The sequence below is a fragment of the Pseudomonas sp. PA-1-3F genome (assembly GCF_021609665.1).
Lineage (GTDB): Bacteria > Pseudomonadota > Gammaproteobacteria > Pseudomonadales > Pseudomonadaceae > Aquipseudomonas > Aquipseudomonas paracarnis.
Window position 1 is genome coordinate 152,833 of sequence record NZ_WJZD01000007.1, and the last position, 23,008, is coordinate 175,840.

Genomic DNA, 23,008 nt, shown 5'->3' on the forward strand with positions numbered 1-23,008 from the left:
GGTTCTCATTGAAGGGGCCAAAGGCTGGGGTTTTCCCAGAATCGGAGGGGTTTGGCAAGTGCAGGGAAATGGCCAACGTGATGGTGGACCGTTCGCTGGAATGCATACAGCCGCGTCAGCTCCCACATTGAATCTGCATGCATTCAGAGGTCGCCGTGTCGACCCTTTACAACCAATGCCAGAACCGGCTCCAGAACCCGCGCCCCAACTCATCCTTGCACCCGGCATATTGGCGCGCATACATCTGCGAACGCGCCTGTACCTTGCTCGCTACCGGCGGCAGCCAGGCTTTGCTGGCATAGGTGCGCTGGCGGTAGCCGCCCCAGCCTTCGTGGTAGTTCAGGTACTGGCCGTAGGCATCGTATTTGTAGACGCCGTTGATGGTGTAGGTCTTGTCCATGTACCAGCCGATAAAGTCAATCGCGTCGTCGAAGTCTTCGCGATCAGCGCCGCTGCGGCCGGTGGCTTTGCGGTAGTCGTTCCATACTTCATCCTTGGCCTGGGCATAGCCGGAAGCGGTGGAGACGCGGCCCCATGGGATGATCCACAGCAGGTATTTACGCGGGGTCTTGGCGTCGTGACGAAAGCCCGACTCCTGATACATGATGGCAAACGGCACCTGGATCGGTACGCCCCAGCGCTTTTGCGTGACCTTGGCGGCGTCGTACCAGTCGTCTTTTTCGCGGAAGATACCGCAGAGGTCGTTGGGCGTGCGTGGCGGCGAGGTGCCGCACGCCGCCAACAGGGAAGTGAGTAATAACAGTCCGACGGCTTTGCCTGCGCTCAAGGGTCACCTTTGTGGGATAAGGGTAAAATGCCAGCATTTTACCCCTTCACACAGGCGGCGTCCTTGCCGCAGACATCTTTAAGCCAAAGGCACGCGACGGGTAGTCAGCGCGATACGACCAATAAAGAAGCTCAACGCCGCACCCAACAGCAGCATGGCCAAGGTGCTCCAGGCCGCGCGGGACAGTTGCTTGGCAGCGACTTCACCGGCTTCACGGGCTTTCTGTTCAGCCTGCTTTTTCAGCTCATCGACCTTTTGCATGGCTTGCTGATAAGCCTGGGCATAGTTGTCGACGATCTGCGTGGCTTCTTCTTTGCTCTTGCCAGTGCGGGCCGCGACGATGTTGACCAGCGCCTCTTTATCCGCTGCATTCAATGCTGGCTCGCCGGACGCTTTCACACGTTCGAACCATTGCTTGAGCTCATCACCGGCCTGCGCAGGATTGGTCGCTGCATCGGTAGCCGACTGCTTGCCATCGGCAGCTGCCTGATCGGCTTTCTGCTCGACATTGGCAGGGTCCAGTTCAGCCTTGCCGCTCTGCTTGAGCAAGGTATCCAGTTGGCCTTGCAGGCTGTTCCAGTCCAGCTCGATGCCCTGCTCGTTCAACTGTTGCTTGATGCTATTGCCAATCCCTGGCGCGGCGGCAGCAATGCCACTGCCCGCAGCAGACAGACCTTTACCCACCACGTTGCCGGCCGTACCGACCACGCTGGAAGCCAGGCCCGCCAACAGCCAAGTGGTGAGCAAGGTGGTCAAGGTCCAGGTCAGCACCCCATGCAGGCCGCCACGATCCGGCGCGGTGCGGCCGGCCACGAACGCGCCCAACGCGATGGCGACCAGTGTCGATACAAACAGCCAGATACCCGCACCCGTGCCAAAACCGCTCAACGGGTTGCCCGCTTCCATCGGGTCAACGGCACTGGCGCCAATGGCGGTGCCCAACACACTCAAGACCAGGTAGGTGACCAGTGCGATTGCACTACCGGCCAGTACCGAGCTCCACGACACTCGAAACAGCGATCGATTGGTTTCATAGACAGTGGTCATACAAAGGTCCTTTTCAAATTGAGGAGCAAGGCAATGCGCCTTGATGGGTGTGAGTGTGGCGAAACGACATACGTTCAGTCCTGGCCCATATGCACCAGGTGATCTGGTGCATTCGCACTGCCCCATGGGCAATTACTCTGCACTATCCTGAAGCCAGGATGTCGTAACCCAATGTGCCTTGCCCTGCCCTAATCGGAGACGTTATGACCCAGGATGTTCTCGCCAAAGAAACCAACCGCCGCCAACTGCAGACCATCATCTCGGGACTGTCCGACGGTGTGATTCTGGCCGAGGTCGACCAGACCATTCTCTGGGCCAATGAAGCGGCGTTGACCATGCATGGGGTCAGCGAGGTCAAGGAACTGGGCGCCAATACCGAGGCGTACGCCAAACGCTTTGCCCTGCGCTATCGCAACAACCATCCCTTGCCACTGGACAGCTACCCCCTCAGCCGCGTGGCTGCCGGCGAAGAGTTCAGCGATGTGGTGGTGGAAGTCACACCCGCCGACGACGAACACCGCAGTTGGGTACATCGCCTGCGCAGCCTGGTGCTGACCGATGCCCAGGGTGAACCTGAGTTGCTGGTACTGATCCTCAGCGACGCCACCGAATGGGCCAGCGCCGAACAACGCTTTGAGAAAACCTTCAACGCCAACCCGGCGCCCGCGGTGATCTGTCGCCTCAGCGACCTGCGCTACATCAAGGTCAACCAGGGTTTTCTGGAGATGACCGGCTACAACCGCGACCAGGTCATCGGCAAATCTGTGTATGAACTGGATGTGCTGGAACAGGCCGAGCGCAAGGACCTGGCGATCCAGCGCCTGGGCGAAGGCGCGACCATCCCGCAGATGCAGGCCGAACTGAGACTGCCCGAAGGTGGCAGCAAACTGGTGATCGTCGCCGGCCAACCGTTGGACATGAACGAGGAAGACTGCATGCTGTTTTCCTTCACCGACCTGGAGCCTCGGCGCAAAGCCGAGATCGCCCTGCGCCAGAGCGAAGAACGCTTCGCCAAATCCTTCCGCCTGACGCCCGTGCCGACCCTGGTATGCAGTGCCGACAACCGCCAGGTAGTAGACATCAACGAAGCCTTCATGAGCATCACCGGCTACATCAGCGAGGAATTGATCGGCAAATCCATCGAAGACATCAACTTCATCGACAGCCCCCAGGCCGGCGCGCAGTTGTTCGCCACCCTGGAAAAAGCCGGCAACCTTGAAGGCCAGGACCTCAAGGTGCGCAAGAAAGGCAACGAGGTGATCGACTGCGTGGTATCCGCCGACACCGTGATTATCCAGGACGTCCCCTGCTACCTGATGGTGCTGATGAACATCACCGAGCGCAAACGCTCGGAGCTGGAACTGGTGGCGGCCATCGAGGAAGTCATGCAGGACGCGTCCTGGTTCAGCCAGACCCTGATCGAGAAGCTGGCCAACGCCAAGAGCGTCAACAGCCCCAACCTGCCGAATGTTTCCTTCACCGACCTCACCGCCCGCGAGCGCGATGTATTGGGCCTGATCTGCGAGGGCCTGGCGGACAAAGAAATCGCCTCGCGCCTGAAACTGGCGCCCAACACCGTGCGTAACCATGTGGCCACGGTGTATTCCAAGCTGGGGGTGCACAGCCGTAGTGCTGCGATCGTCTGGGCTCGTGAACGCGGGCTGTTTGCCGGTGATTTGCGCCTGAAAAACAAGCCCTGACCCTGCAAATGCACTAGTGCGTCTAGTGCGAATTCGCCTTATTGAGCGGCGGTGCAAGCAATAACCTTCAAGGGATCGTATTTATGCCTAGAAGGAACCCGCATGTTTACCCTCTCTCAGCTGCGCAACTGCATCGAAGAAGGCCTGTCACCGCTGACGTGCGAATTCACCCTGTGCCGGGACGCGTCCTTGACCCTCAAGGTCTACGATGCCGAGACCGGCCGCGTCGACCTAGTGGTTACTGGCATCAGCACCAACCGCCTGCAGACCCCGCAGGAAGTAGCGAAAATGGTGGATGAATTGCGCTACGAGCTGCAAAGCAACAACGTCGGCAAGCTCACGCTGGATGATTTGCCTTTATCGCCGCTCCCATGAAATAAAACACCCCGCCGGCAACGATAAACGCCCCCAGCATGTAGAACATGTAATGGGCCGGCAGGCTGGCCAACACCAGCCCACACAGCACCGGCCCCAGCGCCGCACCGAGGTTGGACAGGTTTTGCGCCCCGTAATACATGCCCCGCAGGTGGTCCGGGGCAATTCGGTCGATAAACATGTATTCGGCCGGAAACACGATGATCTCCCCGACGGTGAACACCGCCATCGCCAGCACCCAGCCCACCACGCTGGTGGACAGCCCGAAGCCAATCAACCCCAGCATGAACATGCTCAAGCCAGCGATCAGCCACTGGCTCAGGTAACGGTGCGAGATGCGCCGGCCAATCAAGTACTGCAAGGCAATCACTAGCACGGCGTTGGTGGTCAGCACCGCGCTGATCACCGTGTAGGTGTATTCGGCGGTCGTGGTGGTCACCAGGTATTGCGACAGATAGGCCGTGAACTGGCCGAACACCACCGCGCTGAGTAAACCGCCGAGGGTGAAGCACACTAGGCGACGGTCCTGCAGCAAAACGCGGGCGACGGCAAGGAACGGCAGCGGCTTTTGCGTGGCATCCACCGTGGCCAAGTTACGGTCACCCCAGCGCCCATACAGCAGAAAAAAACTCAGCCCTAACAGCGCCGACAGAATAAACGGCAGGCTGATATCCAGCTTGGCCACCATCGCGCCAAAGAACGGCCCTACGGCATAGCCGATATTGGTAAGCGTGTACTTGATGGAAAACACTTCGCTGCGCGCGTCTTCGGGCAGCAGGCTGGCGAAGCCGGCTTTCACCGCAATATCGATGACGGCGTAGGCCAGGTTGATCAGGATCAGGCAGCCATAGAACGACCAGATATTTTGCGCCAGCACCGTGCCGATAAACCCCAGCACAAACACCAGGCTCAAGCCGAGCAACAGGCGATAGCTATTGATGCGGTCGACCAGGAAACCACCGTAGACACTGAGTAGCGAACCGACGATCAGCGAACTGCCGATTACCAGGCCGACCTGGGTAATGTCCAAGGCGAAATGGCTGGTGAGGTAGATCACGAGATAAGGAAAAGTGATGGCCTTGGCCAGCGTAAGCAGCAACGTGGCGCACAGCAACAGGTTCACGGTGCGGGGGTAGTTTCTGATGGTGGCAAGCATCCTGCTCTCGTTCTTCAAAGGTAACGCGACCATTGCGGTCGGTTACCTTAACGCAAGAAACATGAAACGAGCAGATGCCCCGGCGGGATTATTTCTTGACTGGCGTAATCTCGAGGATGGTGCCGTTGGTGGTCTTGAGCAGGACGTACTTGTCGCCTACGCGCGCCCACTGGCTTTCTTCTTCGGGCTGCTTCAGGCCGCGCTTTTTCCAATCGCTGATGGCCGACTCCTTGCGCATCAGGATATCCGGAGCGCGGTCGCCTTCTTTCAAATCACGAGCGTTGATGTTTGAAGGTTGCACGGTTTCCTGAGGGGTATCGCCGGCCTGCACTACAGCGCTGGCGGAGGAAAAGCTGGCAGCGACCAGCAGGCAAGCGGCTAAGGTTTTCGACTTCATGGGTGCTCCTTCAATTAATGGTGCGTACCCAGATTCCGACCGCGGCGGCGCGTAATCATTCAGCCGTATTTCCCTGTGGCCAGAGATTGCTCCCGCCGGGATGCGCAGCGGCCCCAATCCATTCACCGCATGTTTTCAGTGGGTACGCGGTCGGGCTTTTTGGGGCAGCTTCGCGGCCCAGCGGGAGCAAGCTCCCTCGCCACAGGGGGGTACACCGTTATAGCCAGGCGGCGTCCCAGAGCGAGTAGTCGCCAACATGCTCGACCAGTCCGGCTCGCAGTGGGTTGGCGATGATGTAGCGAGCAGCCTTGATAAGGTCTTCATCGGCCCGCACCGCACGATCATGATAGCCGTACTGCCAAAAAGCACCGTGCGTGCGACGGGCTCGGTTGATGGTCAGTGTGCTGCGCGACTTCACCCGTTTCATCACTTCAGGCAGCGTCGCGCCTCGCAATTCAAATAACCAGTGAAGGTGGTCCGGCATAATGCCCCAAGCCAGCGAGTTGACCAGTCCAAGGTCATGGGCTCGTTTGAGCTCGGCAACCAATAGCCGCCCCAGGTAAAGATCGGCAAATACCGGGCGACGTTGATAAACCACGGCAGTCACCAAATAAGCTCGACCAGGTTCTGAATAACGGCCACGTCGCAACAAATGAGAGTTGGGCTTGTGAAGCAATCCTTTGCTCCCCTGAATGGTTGAATGGTCCATTCAACCTAGCAGGCACCTGAGATGTCCCTGCCCAATACAGTTTCCCCATATTTCCCAATCCTTTGTGGCGAGGGAGCTTGCTCCCGCTGGGCTGCGCAGCAGCCCCAAAAAGCCACACCGCGCATCCACTGAACGCATGCGGTGAATGGGTTGGGGCCGCTTCGCTGCCCAGCGGGAGCAAGCTCCCTCGCCACAAGGGTTTGTGCATAGGGTTTGCGAGCGTGAAAATAATCGTGTAATTTTTCATGAAATTATTCGAATTAAATTTCATGACCCCTCAAGAAGAACTCGCCACCCTCGCGGCGCTGATCCACGACCTGCGCAAGCACAAGAAGCTCACCCTGGCCCAACTTGCGCAAAAAATCGAACGGTCGGTGGGGTTTCTGTCCCAGGTCGAACGTGGCCTGTCGCGCCCGACCGTGGCCGATTTAACCGCCATCAGTCACGCCCTCGATGTGCCCACCACCTATTTCTACAGCCTGCCCAAACCCAAGGCGGTGGATTGGGTCACACGCCCCAACGAGCGGCGCACGGTGTATTACGCCAATGGCATCACCGACATCCTGGTGTCGCCGAGCATGAACGGTGCGTTCTCGATGCTTGACAGCCTGTTGGCCCCCGGTGCCAACAGCGGCGAACAGAGCATGAGCGACCGTGCCGAACAGGCCGGATTTGTGCTCGAAGGCGAGTTGACCCTGTGGGTGGATGACGAAGCCGCGCCAGTCACCCTCAGCCCCGGCGACAGTTTCCACCTCGCCAGTTTCGCCCACTGCCGCTACGCCAACCTGACCGACCTGCCCGCCCGCGTCTTGTGGGTTTACAACTAGGAGCTGCACCCGTGAAAAGCCATTCCTCCAAGTTGCTGGCCGAAGTACGCAGCTTTCGCCAGAACCACCCCGACGTGCGCTATGTCGACCTGATCGCCCTGGACATTCCCGGGCATTTCTACGGCAAGCGCTACCCCGTGGAGATGCTTGAAAAAGTCGCCGCCGGCAGCCCGCTGAAGCTGCCGCAGAATGCGGTATTGCTGGGGGTCCAGGGGGGGTTGTTCAAGATTGGCGACTACTGCTTCAACGATGGCGACCCGGATGCCAATCGCCGATTGGTGCCCGGCACGCTCAAACCGGTGAACTGGGAGTCGCAGCCATTGGGGCAAATGCTCATCACCTCGGACGGCACCGAAGCGCCCATCGAGTTCGAACCCCGCGAAGTCCTGGGCAAGGTCCTGGAACGCTTGCAGCATCAGGGCATTCATCCCGTGGTGGCGTTTGAGCTGGAGTTCTACCTGTTCGATAAACAGCTGGAAAACGGCCTGCCGCAATTCGCCCGCGACCCGCTCAGTGGGGATGCCGACGACCAGCCCAACCTGCATATCGAACGGCTGTCGCGTTTCAGCGACGTGCTCGACGACATGGCGCAAACCGCCAAGGACCAAGGCATCGACATCACGGTGATCACCGCCGAGATCGGCCCCGGCCAGTTCGAGATCAACTTCGGCCACTGCGATGACGGCCTGCGCGCCGCCGACTGGGCCGCCCTGTTCTGCCGCAGCACCCGTGGCGTTGCGCTCAAGCATGGTTACCGCGCCAGCTTCATGGCCAAACCCTATCTGCAATTTCCCGGCAGCGGCATGCACGTGCATGTCAGCCTTTACGACGCAGCGGGCAATAACTTGCTAGCGGCCCATCAGCAGCAGCCATTGCGCCACGCCGTAGCCGGTTGCCTGGAATTGCTGCCCCACTGCATGCCGATCTTCTCGCCCAACCACAACGCCTTCCGTCGCCTGGGCGGCACGGTCAACGCTGCGACGCGGGCGAGCTGGGGCTTTGAAGACCGCGATGCCTGTGTGCGCATCCCCGAGTCCGACCCGCGCAACCTGCGGATCGAGCACCGCCTGGCCAGCGCCGATGCCAACCCTTACCTGGTGCTGGCGGCAATCCTGGTGGGCCTGGAGCACGGGCTTGAGGCCAAGCGCGAACCCATCGCGCCATTGAACGAAGACCGCAACAGCGGCACCGATTTCCCGGTGGAAATGCTCGACGCCGTGCGTGCCATGCAGCAGCAACCAATACTGCGCGACAAGCTGGGCGCGGAATTTGTCGACGTGTATTGCGAGAACAAACGCCAGGATCACCTGGCCTTTCAACAAGAGATCCATGCGCGAGAATATCGCTGGTTTCTCTGACCCCACCATGGAAATGCAGATGAGCGACCAAGCCGCCCCGGCCCTCAAGGAAATCTTCAACATCGAACGCCTGCAACACATCGCCACCGAAATGACTGTGGTGTACCCGGCGTTCGACGCCAAGGGTTTTCTCCAGCACGCTTGCGTCGGGCTGGCCGAGTTATCGGTGATGCAACGCATGGCCCGGGTCAGCGAGAGCCTGCACGCGGTGATCCCGCTGGATTATGCGCAAACCCTCAAGCTGCTTTACGCTCTGGCACCGCGCATCAACAGCGGCTTTGTCAGCCTGTTCCTGGCGCATTACGTGGCGAGTTATGGCCTGGGTGATTTCAAACGTTCAATGGCCGCGCTGAAGTTTTTCACCACCTTTGGTTCGGCCGAGTTCGCCATTCGCCACTTCTTACTGCACGACTTCGAGCGCACCTTGGCAGTGATGCAGCAATGGTCGCTGGATGGCAACGAACACGTACGCCGCCTGGCCAGTGAAGGCTCACGCCCTCGCCTGCCTTGGTCGTTTCGCCTCGCCAACGTGCAGGCCAACCCCAAGTTATGTGCGTCGATCCTGGATAACCTCAGGGCCGACAGCAGCCTCTATGTGCGCAAGTCGGTGGCCAACCACCTCAATGACATCACCAAGGACCACCCCGACTGGGTGCTCAATGTGATCGAAGGCTGGAACCTGGCCAACGCCCACACCGCCTGGATCGCTCGCCATGCGTTGCGCAGCTTGATCAAGCAAGGCGACACCCGCGCGCTGACGATCATGGGGGCCGGAGCCAAGGCTGAGGTGACGATCCGTGGACTGAGCGTCACCCCCGCCGTGATCCGATTGGGCGAGCGGATCAATCTGTCATTCCAGCTGGAATCCACCGCCAACCACGCGCAAAAACTGGTGGTGGACTACGCCATCGACTACGTAAAAAGCGCTGGCCACAGCGCATCCAAAGTGTTCAAGCTCAAGGCTTTTACCTTGGGCGCCGGCGAACGGCAGACCATCAACCGCGAGCAGCACATCCGCGAATTGACCACGCGCAAGCACTACCCCGGCACGCATCGGATACATGTTTTGATCAACGGTGAACGCCTGGCCAGTGCAGAGTTCGAACTGCTGAAACCTTGACACAAATCAAACAAAAGGCTCTAGCACGGGCTTTTCAGCCCGATAAATTGTCGAACAATCCTGGCCTTTGCCGTTGAGATCTATTATCATCCGGCGCCTTCTCGCTACCCGCCGGGTAGCTGTTTCAATGTGTCACCCGAGGCGCCCATGTACCGTTTTTCGTTTCACCGCCCTTTGATTGCCATCAGCCTGGGGCTGGTTTCCCATTCCGTCAGCGCAGCCCTGCAACCCATAGCCGAAGCCCCGCTGGCCAGTGACACCGAGCTGCACTGCCACTTCAACCGCGACGCCAGCACCGACTGCACCACCACTTACCGCTACACGATCCTCAAGGCCAACGGCCGCGAAATGCTCTCGCGCATCGACTTCGACTACTCCGAAGCCGACACCTTTGAAGTGGTCAGCGCTCAATCCACCCAGCCTGGCGCCAAGCCGGTCGCCCTGGCCGCCACGCAAATCGATACCCGCAGCGCACCCAACCCGGACCAAGGCTTCAGCCGCGACAAGCAAACCTCCCTGGCCTTCCCCAACATGCGCGTGGGCACGCAGATCCGCTACACGGTACGCCAGCATTACCCGGCCAAACCGCTGATGACTCAGTTCCACTATGTGCTCAAGTTCGGGCCCAGCTCAGCCCGTCGCGATCGCTTCAAGGCGCGCTTTACCGCCGAACGACCGATGCAGTGGCGCAGCGAATTGTTCGACGGTTTCAAGGTAACGCCTTCGAGCAACGGCAAGACCTTGGATGTGGTGCAAAAAGCCCCGACCTACCTCAACTACATCAATGAATCCTCCGCCGCCGCACTGCTGCGCGTCCCACGCCTGGAAGTGGGCAGCGCCGTGGACCGCCAGGCGTACTTCGGTGATTTCGCCCAGCGTTACAACCAGATCCTTGGCGCCACCCTGCCGGCGCAAGCCGCCGCCGCCGTGGCCGCCGCACGCAGCCTGGCGCCAGCTGAGCAAGTCGCGGCAATGATGCAGCACATCAATGATCATTACCGCTACCTGGGTGACTGGCGGGCGACCGAGCGCGGCTATGTGCCGTTCAGCCTGGCGGAAATCGAGCAGCACGGCTATGGCGACTGCAAGGACCTGGCGACGCTGCTGACGGCCATGCTCAAGGCCAGTGGCATCAAGGCTGAGACCGCGTGGGTCAGCCGTGGCGACGTGGTCGATGCCCTGCTGATTCCTGGCACCCAGGCGCCGAACCACGCCATCGTGCGTGCCGAAGTGAATGGCCAGGTGTGGTGGCTTGACCCGACCAACCCGGTCTTTGCCCCAGGCCAGACCATGCCCGATATTCAGGACCGCTGGGTATTGGTCAACGATGCCCAGGGCCAGGTGCGTGAAGAACACATCCCACTGGAGCGCCCCGAAGTCTCGATACGCCTGGACAAACAGGTGCAGTACGGCAAAGAGGGAGATGGCGCGGTCAAGGCGACTATTACCTTCAGCCGCCTGCCGCTGATGCAACTGAGCGTCGCAGACCGCCAGCAAGGCACCACCGCCACCGACCAGAACATCTGCGCCAACTTCGGCAACGATATCAGCGACTGCCAGATCACCCGCGAACCCACCCGCTTTGTGGTACATGACGGCTACAGCGTCACCGCCCGCATGAACGATCAGCGCGCCGTGGAAAAACTGGCCAATGACTATGTCTACACCGACCCGTCCTTGAAAGACCGCTGGGAGGGCTACATCAACTATCGCCGCCAGGGGCAACAGGCCGACCTTTACCTGGGCAATCCTGAAACCTATGACTACACCTACACCCTGGCAGGCGGGAAGATGGAAAAAGCCATCCCCGGCTGCAAGGTACGCTCGCCCTGGTACGACCTCTACCTGGACGGAAAACTGGAGGACGGCTCGCTGCGCTATCACTATCGCCTGAGCCAGAAAAAGCGCTGGCTGACCCATGCCGAAGTCACCAGCGATGCGTTCGGAAAGATGATTGAAGAGGCCCGGGCCTGTGCCGAGCAGGTGCATCAGGTAGTAAAGCTCTAGACTGTCCCTGACACACCACGATCCAAATGTGGGAGCTGGCTTGCCTGCGATGACGGCCAGTCAGCTTGCCCATCGGTGACTGACACACCGCCATCGCAGGCAAGCCAGCTCCCACATTTTAATCCGTGTGTGTCAGCGGGATTCGCCGAGCAACAAGCCCTGCTCCCTTGCGCACAGCTCCACCACATAATCCCACAACACCCGCAACCGCACCGACTTGTGCAGCTCCCGGCGCGAACTGATCCAATAGCTGCGCTGGATACCCTCCGCCGGTAGCAACGGCACCAACTCTCCATCCCCAGCCGCCATGAAACATGGCAACACCGCAATGCCCAACCCCGAACGCGCCGCCTGGTGCTGGGCGATCACGCTGGTGCTGTGGAACACCACCCGGGGGCTACGGCAGAAGCTGTTGAGGAACTTCAATTCCTGGCTGAACAGCAGGTCATCGACATAATCGATCCAGGCATGGGCAGAGAGGTCTTCACGTTTTTCGATGGGCGGGTTACGCGCCAGGTAGGCACGGCTGGCGTACAGCGCCAGACGATAATCGGTGAGTTTGCGCGTCACCAGTTGATCGGCGCTGGGGCGTTCCAAGTGAATGCTGATCTCCGCTTCGCGATTGAGGATGCTGACGAAACGCGGCACCGCGACCAGCTCCACCTCCAAACCTGGATAGCGTTCAAACAACCCGCCCATGCGTGCGGCCAGAAACATCACGCCCAGCCCTTCGGCTACACCAAGGCGAATCTTGCCCAGGGGCGCCGCAGAGTGGGTGAGCTCGTCTTCGGCCAGCAGTGCCACGTTTTCCATAGCTTCGGCATGTTTGAGCAATGCTTCGCCGGCAGGCGTCAGTTCATAGCCCTGGGCGTGCTGCACGAACAGCGCCGTGCCGAGGCTTTTCTCGATGGCGTCGATGTGCCGCGCCACGGTGGCATGCGTGGTTTTCAGGCGTTGGGCGGCGGTGAGCAGGCGGCCACTGCGCTGCAACTCGAGAAAAAACCGCAGGTCATTCCAGTCGAACATATCGCCTCCAGAGCCTGGGCCCGCCGGCGTTGTTTAAAAACGCACAGCGGGTGGGTAAAAACTAACATTTTTAAGACGAAAACTAACAACTAGGATGGGCCCAATAAGAAAAACAAGCGAGACCCCAGATGCCCAATGCAACTGCTGAATACGATTACATCGTCGTCGGCGCCGGCCCTGCCGGATGCCTGCTGGCCAATCGTCTGTCCGTCAACCCGGCTCACCGTGTCCTGCTGCTGGAAGCCGGTGGCCGCGACAACTACCCCTGGATCCATATCCCCGTCGGCTATCTGTTCTGCATCGGCAACCCACGCACCGACTGGTGCTTCAAGACCCAACCTCAAGCCGGCCTGCAGGGGCGCGCCTTGAGTTACCCACGGGGCAAAGTGCTGGGCGGCTGCTCGTCCATCAACGGCATGATCTACATGCGCGGCCAGGCCCAGGACTACGATGGCTGGGCGGCGGCGGGCAACGCGGGCTGGGCTTGGAAAGACGTACTGCCGCTGTTCAAACAGAGCGAAAACCATTTTGCCGGCGGCTCTGAATTCCACAACGAGGGCGGTGAGTGGCGCGTAGAGCAACAGCGCCTGTCGTGGCCGATCCTCGATGCGTTTCGTGAGGCGGCTGCCCAAAGCGGCATCGCCAATATCAATGACTTCAACCAGGGCGACAACGAGGGCTGCGGTTACTTCCAGGTCAACCAGAAAGCCGGTGTGCGCTGGAATGCGGCCAAGGCGTTCCTCAAGCCGATCCGCCAGCGCCCCAACCTCACCGTGCTGACTGAGGTAGAGGTTGAGCGTGTGCTACTGGAAAACGGTCGTGCCTCGCAGGTACTGGGACGCCAACACGGCCAGGCACTGAGCTGGAAGGCGCGCAAAGAGATCGTACTGTGCGCCGGCTCGGTGGGTTCGCCGGGCATTCTGCAACGCTCAGGGATCGGCCCTTCCCATGTGCTCAAGCCGCTGGGTATCAACGTGGTGCACGAGCTGCCAGGCGTTGGCGGCAACCTGCAAGATCACCTGCAACTGCGCCTGATCTACAAGCTGGAAAATGCCCGCACCCTGAACCAGATCGCCGGCACATTGTGGGGCAAGATGGGCATGGGCCTGCGCTACCTGTACGACCGCAGCGGCCCGCTGTCGATGGCGCCCAGCCAGCTTGGCGCGTTTGCCCGCTCCGGCCCGGAGCAGACCTCGGCCAACCTGCAATACCATGTGCAGCCACTGTCCCTGGAACGCTTTGGCGAACCGTTGCACGGCTTCCCGGCGTTTACCGCATCGGTCTGCGACCTGCGCCCGCAAAGTCGCGGCCGGGTGGATATCCGTTCGACCAACCCGGCGGATGCGCCGCTGATACAGCCTAATTACCTCAGCCACCCCGAAGACTTGCGCGTGGCCGCCGACGCTATTCGCCTGACCCGGCGCATCGTCGCCGCTCCGGCCCTGAGCCAGTTCAAACCGGTGGAATACCTGCCCGGCGAAGCCCTGCAAACTGAAGAACAACTGCACGAGGCCGCTGCACGGATCGGTACCACGATTTTCCATCCGGTGGGCACCTGCCGCATGGGCGATGACAAAGACGCCGTGGTCGACAGCCAGCTGCGCGTACACGGCATTCCCGGCCTGCGCATTGCCGATGCGTCGATCATGCCGCGCATCACCTCCGGCAATACCTGCTCACCCACGCTGATGATCGCGGAGAAGGCCGCGCAGCTGATCCTGTCACCCAACACTGCAGGAGCGAGCTTGCTCGCGAAAAACCCACCAGCCCCGCGCACCACAGGGCACCCCGCGTAACCATTAACGCTATATGAAGTTGAAAAACACCGGCGCCGAGGTCAGCGCCGACAGTGGAACAACAATAAATAATCACTGTGAGGGACACCCGATGTCAGAACATGCTCAACCCCTGGGCTCGGCGGCCAGTGCAAGTACCGCCAACGAATCAAGAAAGGTCATCTTCGCCTCCTCCTTGGGGACGGTGTTCGAGTGGTATGACTTTTTCCTCTACGGCGCCCTGGCGGCGGTGATCAGCAAGCAGTTCTTTGCCGGGGTCAACGACACCACGGCGTTTATCTTTGCCTTGATGGCCTTTGCCGCAGGCTTTGTAGTGCGGCCATTCGGTGCGCTGGTGTTCGGCCGGCTGGGCGATATGATCGGGCGCAAGTACACCTTCCTCGTGACCATCATCCTGATGGGCGTGGCAACCTTCTGCGTCGGGTTGCTGCCGACCTACGCCAGCATCGGCATTGCTGCGCCGATCATCCTCATTGTGCTGCGCATGCTGCAGGGCCTGGCGCTGGGCGGTGAGTACGGTGGCGCTGCTACCTACGTGGCCGAGCATGCGCCACCGGGCAAGCGCGGCCTGCACACCAGCTGGATTCAATCCACCGCCACCCTCGGCCTGCTGCTGTCGCTGCTGGTGGTGCTGGCCTGCCGTTACTTCACCGGCGATCAGTTCGAAGTGTGGGGCTGGCGCATTCCGTTCCTGTTTTCCATCGTGCTGCTGGGCATCTCGACCTGGATCCGCATGAGCCTGCACGAGTCGCCCGCCTTCTTGAAGATGAAAGAGGAAGGCAAGGCCTGCAAGGCGCCGATTCGCGAGTCCTTCGGCAAATGGGAAAACCTCAAGGTGGTGCTGATCGCGCTGTTCAGTATCAACGGCGGGCAGGCGGTGACCTTCTACGCGGCGCAGTTTTATGTGCTGTTCTTCCTCACCCAATTCCTGCGCATGGACCCGGCCCTGGCCAATATGCTGTTGATCATCAGCGTGGTAATTGGCGCGCCGTTCTTTATCCTGTTTGGTTGGCTGTCGGACAAGGTCGGGCGCAAGCCAGTGCTGATGCTCGGCCTGCTGCTGGCGACCGCCCTGTACTTCCCGATCTTCAAGGGCCTGGCGCACTACACCAACCCGGCAATGGACCAGGCCAGCCGACAGGCGCCGATCACCGTACTGGCCGACCCGGCCACCTGCACCTTCCAGTTCGACCCGGTGGGCAAAGCTCGTTTTGACAGCCCCTGCGACAAGGTCAAGACCTTCTTGGTCAAACAGGGTCTGCCCTACAGCAGCGCCGCCGCCCCTGCGAGCAGCCCGGTGCAAGTGAGCGTCGGCGATGTGCGTATCGACGGCTTTGATGAAGCGGCCCTGCGTGGCGCCGTGGCCCTGGCCGGTTACCCGTCATCGGCGGATGTGGCCCAGGTCAACAAGCTGATGGTGGTGGTGCTGATCGTGGTGCTGATCTTCATCGCTGCTATGTGCTACGGGCCGTTGGCAGCGCTGATGGTTGAGCTGTTTCCGACGCGCATCCGCTACACCTCGATGTCCCTGCCCTACCACATCGGTAACGGCTGGTTTGGCGGGTTCCTGCCGACGGTGTCGTTTGCCTTGGTGGTGTACACCGGCGATATCTTCTATGGGTTGTGGTACCCGGTGGTGGTGACGGGCGTGAGCCTGATCGTCGGGTTGTTCTGCCTCAAGGAAACCCGGCATGTGGATATCGAAAACAACTGATACCTCTGCCCTGTAGGAGCGAGCTTGCTCGCGAAGAACCTGAGAGCAACGCGGGGCACCAGGCGCCCCGCGTCATCGTTAACGACCTTCGCGAGCAAGCTCGCTCCTACAGCGGCGTATGGCACCCACACAAATTGCTGTACATCCATACAGATAATGGTTGCTCAAACCCCTTCAAATAAGCATCCTGCAAGGCATCAACCCGATCTGATGTGATGACCATGCGGCTGTACCTCTGTGAAAAACCCTCCCAGGCCAAGGATATCGCGGCCGTGCTCGGCGCCAGCCGCCGCGGCGATGGGTGCTGGCTGGGTAATGGAGTCACGGTCACCTGGTGTATCGGCCACCTGCTGGAAACCGCCCCGCCCGACGCCTACGACGCCAAATACAAACGCTGGGTGCTGGCTGACCTGCCGATCGTCCCGGATAAATGGAAAATGCTGGTCAAGCCCAAGACCGCCAGCCAATACAAGGCCGTCAAGCGCTTGCTGGGGGAAGCCCAGGAACTGGTGATCGCCACCGACGCCGACCGTGAAGGCGAGATGATCGCCCGTGAACTGGTGGAACACTGCCGCTACCGCGGGCCGATCCAGCGGCTGTGGCTGTCGGCACTCGACGACGCCTCCATTCGCAAGGCCCTGGCGGCGCTCAAACCCGGTGCAGAAACCTTCAGCCTGTATCACTCGGCCCTGGGGCGCTCGCGCGCCGACTGGCTGATAGGTATGAACATGAGCCGCCTGTTTACCCTGCTGGGGCGCCAATCCGGTTACCAGGGCGTACTCCCGGTAGGCCGGGTGCAAACCCCGACCCTGCGCCTGGTGGTGGACCGTGATCGCAGCATCGCCGATTTCGTGCCGGTGGCCTATTGGGCCATCGATGTCGACCTGCGCCACGATCACATCACCTTCACCGCCCAATGGCGCGCCCCTGAAGATGCCTGTGACGACCAGGGCCGTTGCCTCAACCCGCAACTGGCGCGGGACACCGCCGACGCCATGCTCAACGCCGCCACGGCGCGGCTGGTGAAGCTGCGTACCGAGCGCATGCGCGAAGTGGCGCCCCTGCCCTTCGACCTCGGCACCTTGCAGGAGATCTGTTCGAAGAAGCTCGGCCTGGGTGCCCAGGAAACCCTGGATATCGCCCAATCCCTGTACGAAACCCACAAGGCCATCACCTACCCGCGCAGCGATTGCGGCTACCTGCCATTGAGCCAGCACAGTGAAGCGCCGAAGATCCTTGCGGCGCTGGGCCGTGCGGACACGGCGGTCAACGAGCTGATGTCGCACATCGACCCTCGGCGCCGTTCGCGGGCCTGGAACGACGCGAAAGTCAGCGCCCACCACGGCATCATCCCCACCGGAGCCGGCAAGGAGGTCAGCCAACTGACCGGCAAGCACCGTGCGGTCTATACGCTGATTCGTGCGCGCTACCTGGCGCAGTTCCTGCCCAACCATGAATACGACCGCACCCAGGCCGATTTCGACTGTGCCGGCCAGGCGTTGCGCGCGGTGGGCAAAGTCATTATTGAACCGGGCTGGAAACGCGCCTTGCCCGAAGCGCTGGCACCCGCCAAAGGTCGCGAAGCGCCTGCGCCCCAAGCTTTGCCGACGCTGGTGCAGGGCCACGACTACGCCGTGGCCAAGGTCAACCTCAAAGACCTGTGGACCCAGCCGCCCAAGCCCTTTACCGAAGGCGACCTGATCAAGGCCATGAAAAACGTCGCCAAGTTGGTGGAGGACCCGTTGCTCAAGCAAAAACTCAAGGACACCACTGGCATCGGCACCGAGGCCACCCGCGCCGGGATCATCCAGGGCTTGCTGGATCGCGGTTATCTGGTGAAAAACGGCAAGGCCCTGTCGGCAACCCCGGCCGCGTTCAGCCTGATCGACGCGGTGCCCCGCGCCATCGCCGACCCCGGCACCACCGCCATCTGGGAACAGGCACTGGACATGGTGCAAAGCGGCGAAATGAGCCTGGAGGAATTCGTCGCCAAGCAAGCGGCTTGGATGAGCAAGCAGGTGGCACGCTGTAACGGCATGCGCATGACTATCACTGGCCCCGCCAGCCCGGCTGGCCGAGGTGCGACGCCGTGGAAAAAGAAGCGCAAGGCCGCCCCACGTAAAGCTGGCACCAACCCCAAGCACGGAAAAAAGCCGGCAAATGCGGGATAAATACCAAAAAAGACTGGCACATGACGTTTTTCGACAGGTTTAACGCCGCATTGGCCCTTGCTCCGGCGGGTTCGGTCTAGGATTCTGTAGGGGATCTGGACTACCAACAACAACACCGGAGTGGCCGCCATGAAGACCGTCGCACAACTGCTGAAAGCCAAGGACCAGAAAAACCAGGATGTCCACACGATCAAATGGGACCACACCGTATTTGAAGCGCTGGTGCGGATGTCGGAGAAAAACGTCGGTGCCTTGCCAGTGGTCAGGGATGACGTGGTGGTCGGCATCATCAGTGAACGGGATTACGCACGTAAAATCATGCTCAAGGGCCTCTCGTCAGTTACCACCAAGGTCCATGAGGTGATGAGCTCGCCGGTGATCACTGTGGATACTCACAAGAGTGTCGAGGAATGCATGAACATCATGACCGACAGTCATCTGCGCCACCTGCCGGTGGTCGAAGACGGCAAACTGCTGGGCCTGCTGTCTATCGGTGACCTGGTCAAGGAAGCAATTGCCGAACAAGCGGCCTTGATCCAGCAACTGGAACAGTACATCCGCGGCGAATAGGGGGAACCCATGCTCGACACGCTGGACCATCAGGAAGACCACCTCGATACTCTGCACCGGGCCATGTCCGGCCGGCGTTTCCTGGTGCTGACCGGCGCAGGGATAAGTACATCTTCGGGTATCCCGGATTACCGGGACGGGGAAGGTGTACGCCGGGGCAAGCCACCGATGATGTACCAGGAGTTCCTCGCCACTCCCGAGGCGCGGCGCCGCTACTGGGCGCGGGCGATGCTGGGGTGGCCACGGGTGCGCATTGCCCAGCCGAACAAGGCCCACCTGGCGCTCGCGACGCTGCAGCACCGTGGCCATATCAGCGGGCTGATCACGCAGAACGTCGACACCCTGCATGACCAGGCCGGCAGCCAGGATGTGATCGAGCTGCATGGCAGCTTGCATCGGGTGCTGTGCCTGGATTGCCAACTGCGCAGCGAGCGCGACGTGATCCAGCGGCAGATGGAGGTCGATAACCCGCACATGGCACAGGTTCATGCGGTGCAAGCGCCGGATGGCGACACCTTGCTTGATCCGGCGTTTGAACAGCACTTCCAGGTACCCCGCTGCCCGCACTGCAATGGCGAACGGCTGAAACCGGATGTGGTGTTCTTTGGCGAAAACGTCGCGCCGGCGACGGCGCTCAAGGCAATGACGGCGGTAGAGCATGCCGAAGGGCTGTTGGTGGTGGGGTCGTCGCTGATGGCCTATTCGGCGTTTCGCCTGTGCAAGGCTATGGTTGAACAGGGTAAGCCGGTGATTGCCATCAACCTGGGCAAGACTCGGGGGGATGAGTTGTTGCAGGTGAAAATTCAGGCGTCCTGTGAGCGACTACTGCCATTACTGGTCGACCAGCTCTCCCTGTAGGAGCGAGCTTGCTCGCGAAAATCGTCAACGATAACCGGGGCAACCTGACACCCCACGGCGAGCCCGAGTTTTTCGCGAGCAAGCTCGCTCCTACAAGGGTTGAGGCGCTCGACCATCACTTCCAAAAAATGACGCCCAAGTCACGTTTTCCCGCATTGCCCCGTCCCCCACAACAAATTATGTAGTGATCAAAAATAATCACTACATAACCGTTGACGTAACCTTTTTGTCCTTGCATGATCTAGACGTCTCTCGGATCGGGAGCGTTGGTAACAAGCGTTTCGAACAGGCTCGTCTGACCGCCGAGCTGTTTTTCCGGATGTGCACTGCCCACAAGGCAGATTGATGAAGTGACCGGCCCCGGAAGGGACAGGTACAAGGCGCTCAAACGCGGCTTGTCTTCGCAATCAGAGCATTGCGTAGCAGTTCATCAGCAAGACTACATGCATCAGCTTCAAGACCCTGCCCGTATTCGGCAGCCCGTCGCTGACGCCCGGTTTTAGTGACCGGAGACAACTTACTGGTATTAACGAATCAACTGATAGATCGCCAACTGGTCAAGGGGCTTACACATGAATTTGAACAACCAACCAACTATCGATGAATTGGCTGAGATGTTCGCAGCGCAGAAAGACACACTCGACGACCATATCCTGTGGATTGGCAAATCGGGCGAAGTGCAAATTGACTGCCTGGCGCCCCATACCGAAGAAGCCGAGTTTGACCGTAACAACCGTGAGCTGGCGGCGCGCCTGAAGATGTACCGCCGTGGCCAGGGTTATGTCGGCAAGAAGGCCGCCGCTGATCGCAACTTTATCGAGCAAGTGTTCGACACACTTAACAATGCCTGGGCGTCTTTCAAAGACAGCTCGCAAGTTAAAGTGATCGACCGTTACTACTAAGTAGTGCTCAATCAATGTGGGAGTTGGCTTGCCAGCTCCCACATTTGTATTTACTGATTTAAAAAGTTGGAAACCTGCCCTTCCCCGCCTCATCCCGAAAGATATCAAACAACACCTGCGCCGCCGCCGACAGTTCATGCCCCGGCTTGGTCAGCACCCCAATCGGCCGCTCGATCACCGGGCCAGTCAAGGTAATGCAATGGGCTCCCGCCTCCTCCATCTGCCTGGCGCATAACGCTGGCACTGCACTAACCCCCAAACCGCTGGCAACCATCTTGCCCACCGTCGCCAGTTGATGGCTTTCCAAGGCAACGGGCAATTTCATCTGCAAGGCGCCGAGGTGTTCTTCCAGCATCACCCGCACAGTGGAAGGCCGCTGCAGGGTGATGAACGGCTGCTCCAACAAGGCTTTCCAGTCGATTTCAGCACGCTGTGCCAAGGGTGAATCCCCCGGGACCACGGCGACAAAGCGATCCAGGTACAACGGCGTGAACGCCAATGACGAACCATCGGACGGCTCGAACGCCACCCCCAGCTCCACCTGACGGTCGCGCACCATCTCCAGCACCTGCTCATTGATCAGGTCATGCACCGTCACGTTCACCTGAGGGTAACGGGCGCGGAATATCTTCAGGATCGGCGGCAACAGGTTGCCGGCGAACGACGGCATAGCGGCCACCGTGACGCGCCCGCGTTGCAAGGTAAAACGCTGGCGCAGCTCGTCTTCGGCGTTGTCCCAATCGGCAATCAGCCGGCGGGCCAGGGGCAGCAGGGACTCGCCTTCAGGGGTCAGCGCGACGTTACGCGTATTACGGCTGAACAGGCGCCCGCCCAAGCCTTCTTCCAGGCCCTTGATGGTCAAGCTCAACGCCGACTGGGAGAGGTGCAAACGCTCGCAGGCCGCGGCAAAACTCAGGCTTTGCGCGACGGCGAGAAAGGCACGCATCTGTTTAACGGTCATGACGCAGCTCCGGACGACGGTTGGACTATGCGGTTTTCTAAATCAATCAACCTTAAAAAACAACTTAACAAATCAATCCGCTGGCGCAACACTCAACTCACTGGCTGGACCACAAACAATAAAAGAGGTGCATATGGCAGGTTTCGATAAACGCGTGGCGTCCTATGAAGAAGCGCTGGCAGGCCTGGAAGACGGCATGACCGTGCTCTCCGGTGGTTTTGGCCTGTGTGGCATTCCGGAAAACCTCATTGCCGAAATCAAGCGCAAAGGCACCCGCGACCTGACGGTGGTTTCCAACAACTGCGGCGTCGATGGCTTCGGCCTGGGCGTGCTGCTGGAACAGAAGCAGATCAGCAAAGTGATCGCTTCCTACGTGGGTGAAAACGCCCTCTTCGAGAAACAACTGCTCAGCGGCGAGATTGAGGTGGTGCTTACCCCTCAAGGCACCCTGGCAGAAAAAATGCGCGCAGGCGGGGCCGGCATCCCGGCCTTCTTCACCGCCACCGGCGTCGGCACCCCCGTTGCCGAAGGCAAGGAGACCCGCGAATTCAAGGGTCGCCCGTATCTGATGGAAGAGTCCATCACCGGAGACTTTGCCATCGTCAAAGGCTGGAAAGCCGACCATTTCGGTAACGTTATCTACCGTCACACCGCCCAGAACTTCAACCCGCTGGCCGCCACCGCCGGCAAGATCACCGTTGTCGAAGTCGAGGAAATCGTCGAACCGGGCGAGCTGGACCCGGCGCAGATCCACACCCCAGGCATCTACGTCGACCGGATCATCTGCGGCACCTTCGAAAAGCGCATTGAACAGCGCACCGTCCGCAAATAATCCCCGTCCAGAACAATAAGAGGAAACAATCATGGCGCTTACCCGCGAACAAATGGCTCAACGCGTTGCCCGCGAGATGCAGGACGGTTACTACGTGAACCTCGGTATCGGCATTCCGACCCTGGTGGCCAACTACATCCCCGACGGCATGGAAGTGATGCTGCAATCGGAAAACGGCCTGCTTGGCATGGGCCCGTTCCCAACCGAAGAAACCATCGACGCCGACATGATCAACGCCGGCAAGCAGACCGTCACCGCACGCATCGGCGCCTCGATCTTCTCTTCCGCCGAGTCGTTCGCGATGATTCGCGGTGGGCATGTCGACCTCACCGTACTGGGCGCATTCGAAGTGGACGTACAGGGCAACATCGCTTCGTGGATGATCCCCGGCAAGCTGGTCAAGGGCATGGGCGGTGCCATGGACCTGGTAGCCGGCGCAGAAAACATCATTGTGATCATGACTCACGCATCCAAAGACGGTGAGTCCAAGTTGCTCAGCCAATGCAGCCTCCCGCTGACCGGTGCCAACTGCATCAAGCGTGTGCTCACGGATCTGGCGTACCTGGAAATCGAAAATGGCGCTTTTGTCCTCAAGGAACGCGCACCTGGCGTCAGCGTTGAAGAGATTGTGAGCAAGACCGCCGGTAAACTGATCGTCCCGGACCACGTTCCAGAAATGCACTTCCAGTGAGGAC

21 protein-coding genes are annotated in these 23,008 nt (G+C 60.1%); 14 read left to right on the forward strand and 7 right to left on the reverse strand.

Annotation, left to right across the window (positions count from 1 at the left end):
- Positions 1 to 166 precede the first annotated feature (166 nt).
- Positions 167 to 787: a transglycosylase SLT domain-containing protein gene (locus tag GIV26_RS07050; protein ID WP_034127075.1), complete on the reverse strand. Its 621-nt coding sequence runs from the start codon at positions 785 to 787 to the stop codon at positions 167 to 169.
- Between the two features lie 78 nt (positions 788 to 865).
- The gene (locus GIV26_RS07055; RefSeq protein ID WP_019821429.1) at positions 866 to 1,834 is read right to left on the reverse strand and encodes a hypothetical protein; all 969 of its coding nucleotides are present in this window, start codon (positions 1,832 to 1,834) and stop codon (positions 866 to 868) included.
- Positions 1,835 to 2,037: 203 nt separating this feature from the next.
- Here GIV26_RS07055 and GIV26_RS07060 point away from each other — a divergent pair, with 203 nt between their 5' ends.
- Both GIV26_RS07060 and GIV26_RS07065 read left to right on the forward strand, forming a co-directional pair.
- Positions 2,038 to 3,534, forward strand: a complete 1,497-nt coding sequence (locus tag GIV26_RS07060; RefSeq protein WP_014717983.1) for a PAS domain S-box protein — start codon at positions 2,038 to 2,040, stop codon at positions 3,532 to 3,534.
- 102 nt (positions 3,535 to 3,636) lie between these two features.
- Entirely contained in the window at positions 3,637 to 3,909 is a 273-nt protein-coding gene (locus GIV26_RS07065; protein ID WP_003190355.1) for a DUF1652 domain-containing protein, read from the forward strand.
- Here GIV26_RS07065 and GIV26_RS07070 read toward each other — a convergent pair.
- From GIV26_RS07070 to GIV26_RS07080, 3 genes are all read right to left on the reverse strand, one after another.
- On the reverse strand, positions 3,872 to 5,065 hold the full coding sequence (locus GIV26_RS07070) for an MFS transporter (RefSeq protein ID WP_236279869.1): 1,194 nt from the start codon (positions 5,063 to 5,065) through the stop codon (positions 3,872 to 3,874). The genes GIV26_RS07065 and GIV26_RS07070 overlap by 38 nt on opposite strands.
- Before the next feature lie 88 nt (positions 5,066 to 5,153).
- The gene (locus GIV26_RS07075) at positions 5,154 to 5,462 is read right to left on the reverse strand and encodes an RcnB family protein (protein ID WP_236279872.1); all 309 of its coding nucleotides are present in this window, start codon (positions 5,460 to 5,462) and stop codon (positions 5,154 to 5,156) included.
- Between the two features lie 217 nt (positions 5,463 to 5,679).
- Complete coding sequence (locus GIV26_RS07080) at positions 5,680 to 6,171, reverse strand: REP-associated tyrosine transposase (RefSeq protein ID WP_054922054.1); 492 nt, start codon at positions 6,169 to 6,171, stop codon at positions 5,680 to 5,682.
- 269 nt (positions 6,172 to 6,440) lie between these two features.
- On the opposite strand from GIV26_RS07080, the gene GIV26_RS07085 reads away from it, so the two are divergent.
- The 4 genes from GIV26_RS07085 to GIV26_RS07100 all read left to right on the forward strand — a co-directional run bounded on the left by GIV26_RS07085 (position 6,441) and on the right by GIV26_RS07100 (position 11,483).
- Positions 6,441 to 6,998: a helix-turn-helix domain-containing protein gene (locus tag GIV26_RS07085; RefSeq protein ID WP_072448734.1), complete on the forward strand. Its 558-nt coding sequence runs from the start codon at positions 6,441 to 6,443 to the stop codon at positions 6,996 to 6,998.
- Positions 6,999 to 7,009: 11 nt separating this feature from the next.
- Positions 7,010 to 8,356 (forward strand): glutamine synthetase family protein, encoded by a 1,347-nt coding sequence (locus GIV26_RS07090; RefSeq protein WP_236279874.1) that lies wholly within the window; start codon positions 7,010 to 7,012, stop codon positions 8,354 to 8,356.
- Between the two features lie 19 nt (positions 8,357 to 8,375).
- Positions 8,376 to 9,476 carry a DNA alkylation repair protein gene (locus tag GIV26_RS07095; RefSeq protein ID WP_089042771.1) on the forward strand — a complete coding sequence of 367 codons (1,101 nt, stop codon included), beginning with the start codon at positions 8,376 to 8,378 and terminating at the stop codon, positions 9,474 to 9,476.
- 147 nt (positions 9,477 to 9,623) lie between these two features.
- Positions 9,624 to 11,483, forward strand: a complete 1,860-nt coding sequence (locus GIV26_RS07100; RefSeq protein ID WP_236279876.1) for a DUF3857 domain-containing transglutaminase family protein — start codon at positions 9,624 to 9,626, stop codon at positions 11,481 to 11,483.
- Positions 11,484 to 11,615: 132 nt separating this feature from the next.
- Here GIV26_RS07100 and GIV26_RS07105 read toward each other — a convergent pair whose 3' ends face one another.
- The gene (locus GIV26_RS07105) at positions 11,616 to 12,509 is read right to left on the reverse strand and encodes a LysR family transcriptional regulator (protein ID WP_034127066.1); all 894 of its coding nucleotides are present in this window, start codon (positions 12,507 to 12,509) and stop codon (positions 11,616 to 11,618) included.
- A gap of 128 nt (positions 12,510 to 12,637) precedes the next feature.
- On the opposite strand from GIV26_RS07105, the gene GIV26_RS07110 reads away from it, so the two are divergent.
- The 6 genes from GIV26_RS07110 (at position 12,638) to GIV26_RS07140 (ending at position 20,520) form a co-directional block, all read left to right on the forward strand.
- Entirely contained in the window at positions 12,638 to 14,305 is a 1,668-nt protein-coding gene (locus GIV26_RS07110) for a GMC family oxidoreductase (RefSeq protein ID WP_054895764.1), read from the forward strand.
- A 91-nt stretch (positions 14,306 to 14,396) separates the two neighbouring features.
- Positions 14,397 to 16,019, forward strand: coding sequence for an MFS transporter (locus GIV26_RS07115; protein ID WP_236279877.1), 1,623 nt, complete (start codon positions 14,397 to 14,399; stop codon positions 16,017 to 16,019).
- Between the two features lie 221 nt (positions 16,020 to 16,240).
- A complete protein-coding gene (locus GIV26_RS07120; protein ID WP_236279879.1) occupies positions 16,241 to 18,190 on the forward strand; it encodes a DNA topoisomerase III in 1,950 nt (649 codons plus the stop codon).
- Positions 18,191 to 18,319: 129 nt separating this feature from the next.
- Positions 18,320 to 18,760: a CBS domain-containing protein gene (locus tag GIV26_RS07125; protein WP_034127063.1), complete on the forward strand. Its 441-nt coding sequence runs from the start codon at positions 18,320 to 18,322 to the stop codon at positions 18,758 to 18,760.
- Positions 18,761 to 18,769: 9 nt separating this feature from the next.
- Positions 18,770 to 19,618 carry an NAD-dependent protein deacetylase gene (locus tag GIV26_RS07130; protein WP_236279881.1) on the forward strand — a complete coding sequence of 283 codons (849 nt, stop codon included), beginning with the start codon at positions 18,770 to 18,772 and terminating at the stop codon, positions 19,616 to 19,618.
- A gap of 572 nt (positions 19,619 to 20,190) precedes the next feature.
- Positions 20,191 to 20,520: a hypothetical protein gene (locus tag GIV26_RS07140; RefSeq protein ID WP_003190335.1), complete on the forward strand. Its 330-nt coding sequence runs from the start codon at positions 20,191 to 20,193 to the stop codon at positions 20,518 to 20,520.
- A 58-nt stretch (positions 20,521 to 20,578) separates the two neighbouring features.
- Here GIV26_RS07140 and GIV26_RS07145 read toward each other — a convergent pair whose 3' ends face one another.
- The gene (locus GIV26_RS07145) at positions 20,579 to 21,481 is read right to left on the reverse strand and encodes a LysR family transcriptional regulator (RefSeq protein ID WP_034127061.1); all 903 of its coding nucleotides are present in this window, start codon (positions 21,479 to 21,481) and stop codon (positions 20,579 to 20,581) included.
- Between the two features lie 133 nt (positions 21,482 to 21,614).
- Between GIV26_RS07145 and GIV26_RS07150 the strand changes: the two genes are divergently transcribed.
- Positions 21,615 to 22,313: a CoA transferase subunit A gene (locus GIV26_RS07150; protein WP_003190329.1), complete on the forward strand. Its 699-nt coding sequence runs from the start codon at positions 21,615 to 21,617 to the stop codon at positions 22,311 to 22,313.
- 31 nt (positions 22,314 to 22,344) lie between these two features.
- On the forward strand, positions 22,345 to 23,004 hold the full coding sequence (locus tag GIV26_RS07155) for a CoA transferase subunit B (protein WP_005786928.1): 660 nt from the start codon (positions 22,345 to 22,347) through the stop codon (positions 23,002 to 23,004).
- The last annotated feature ends 4 nt before the right edge of the window (positions 23,005 to 23,008 follow it).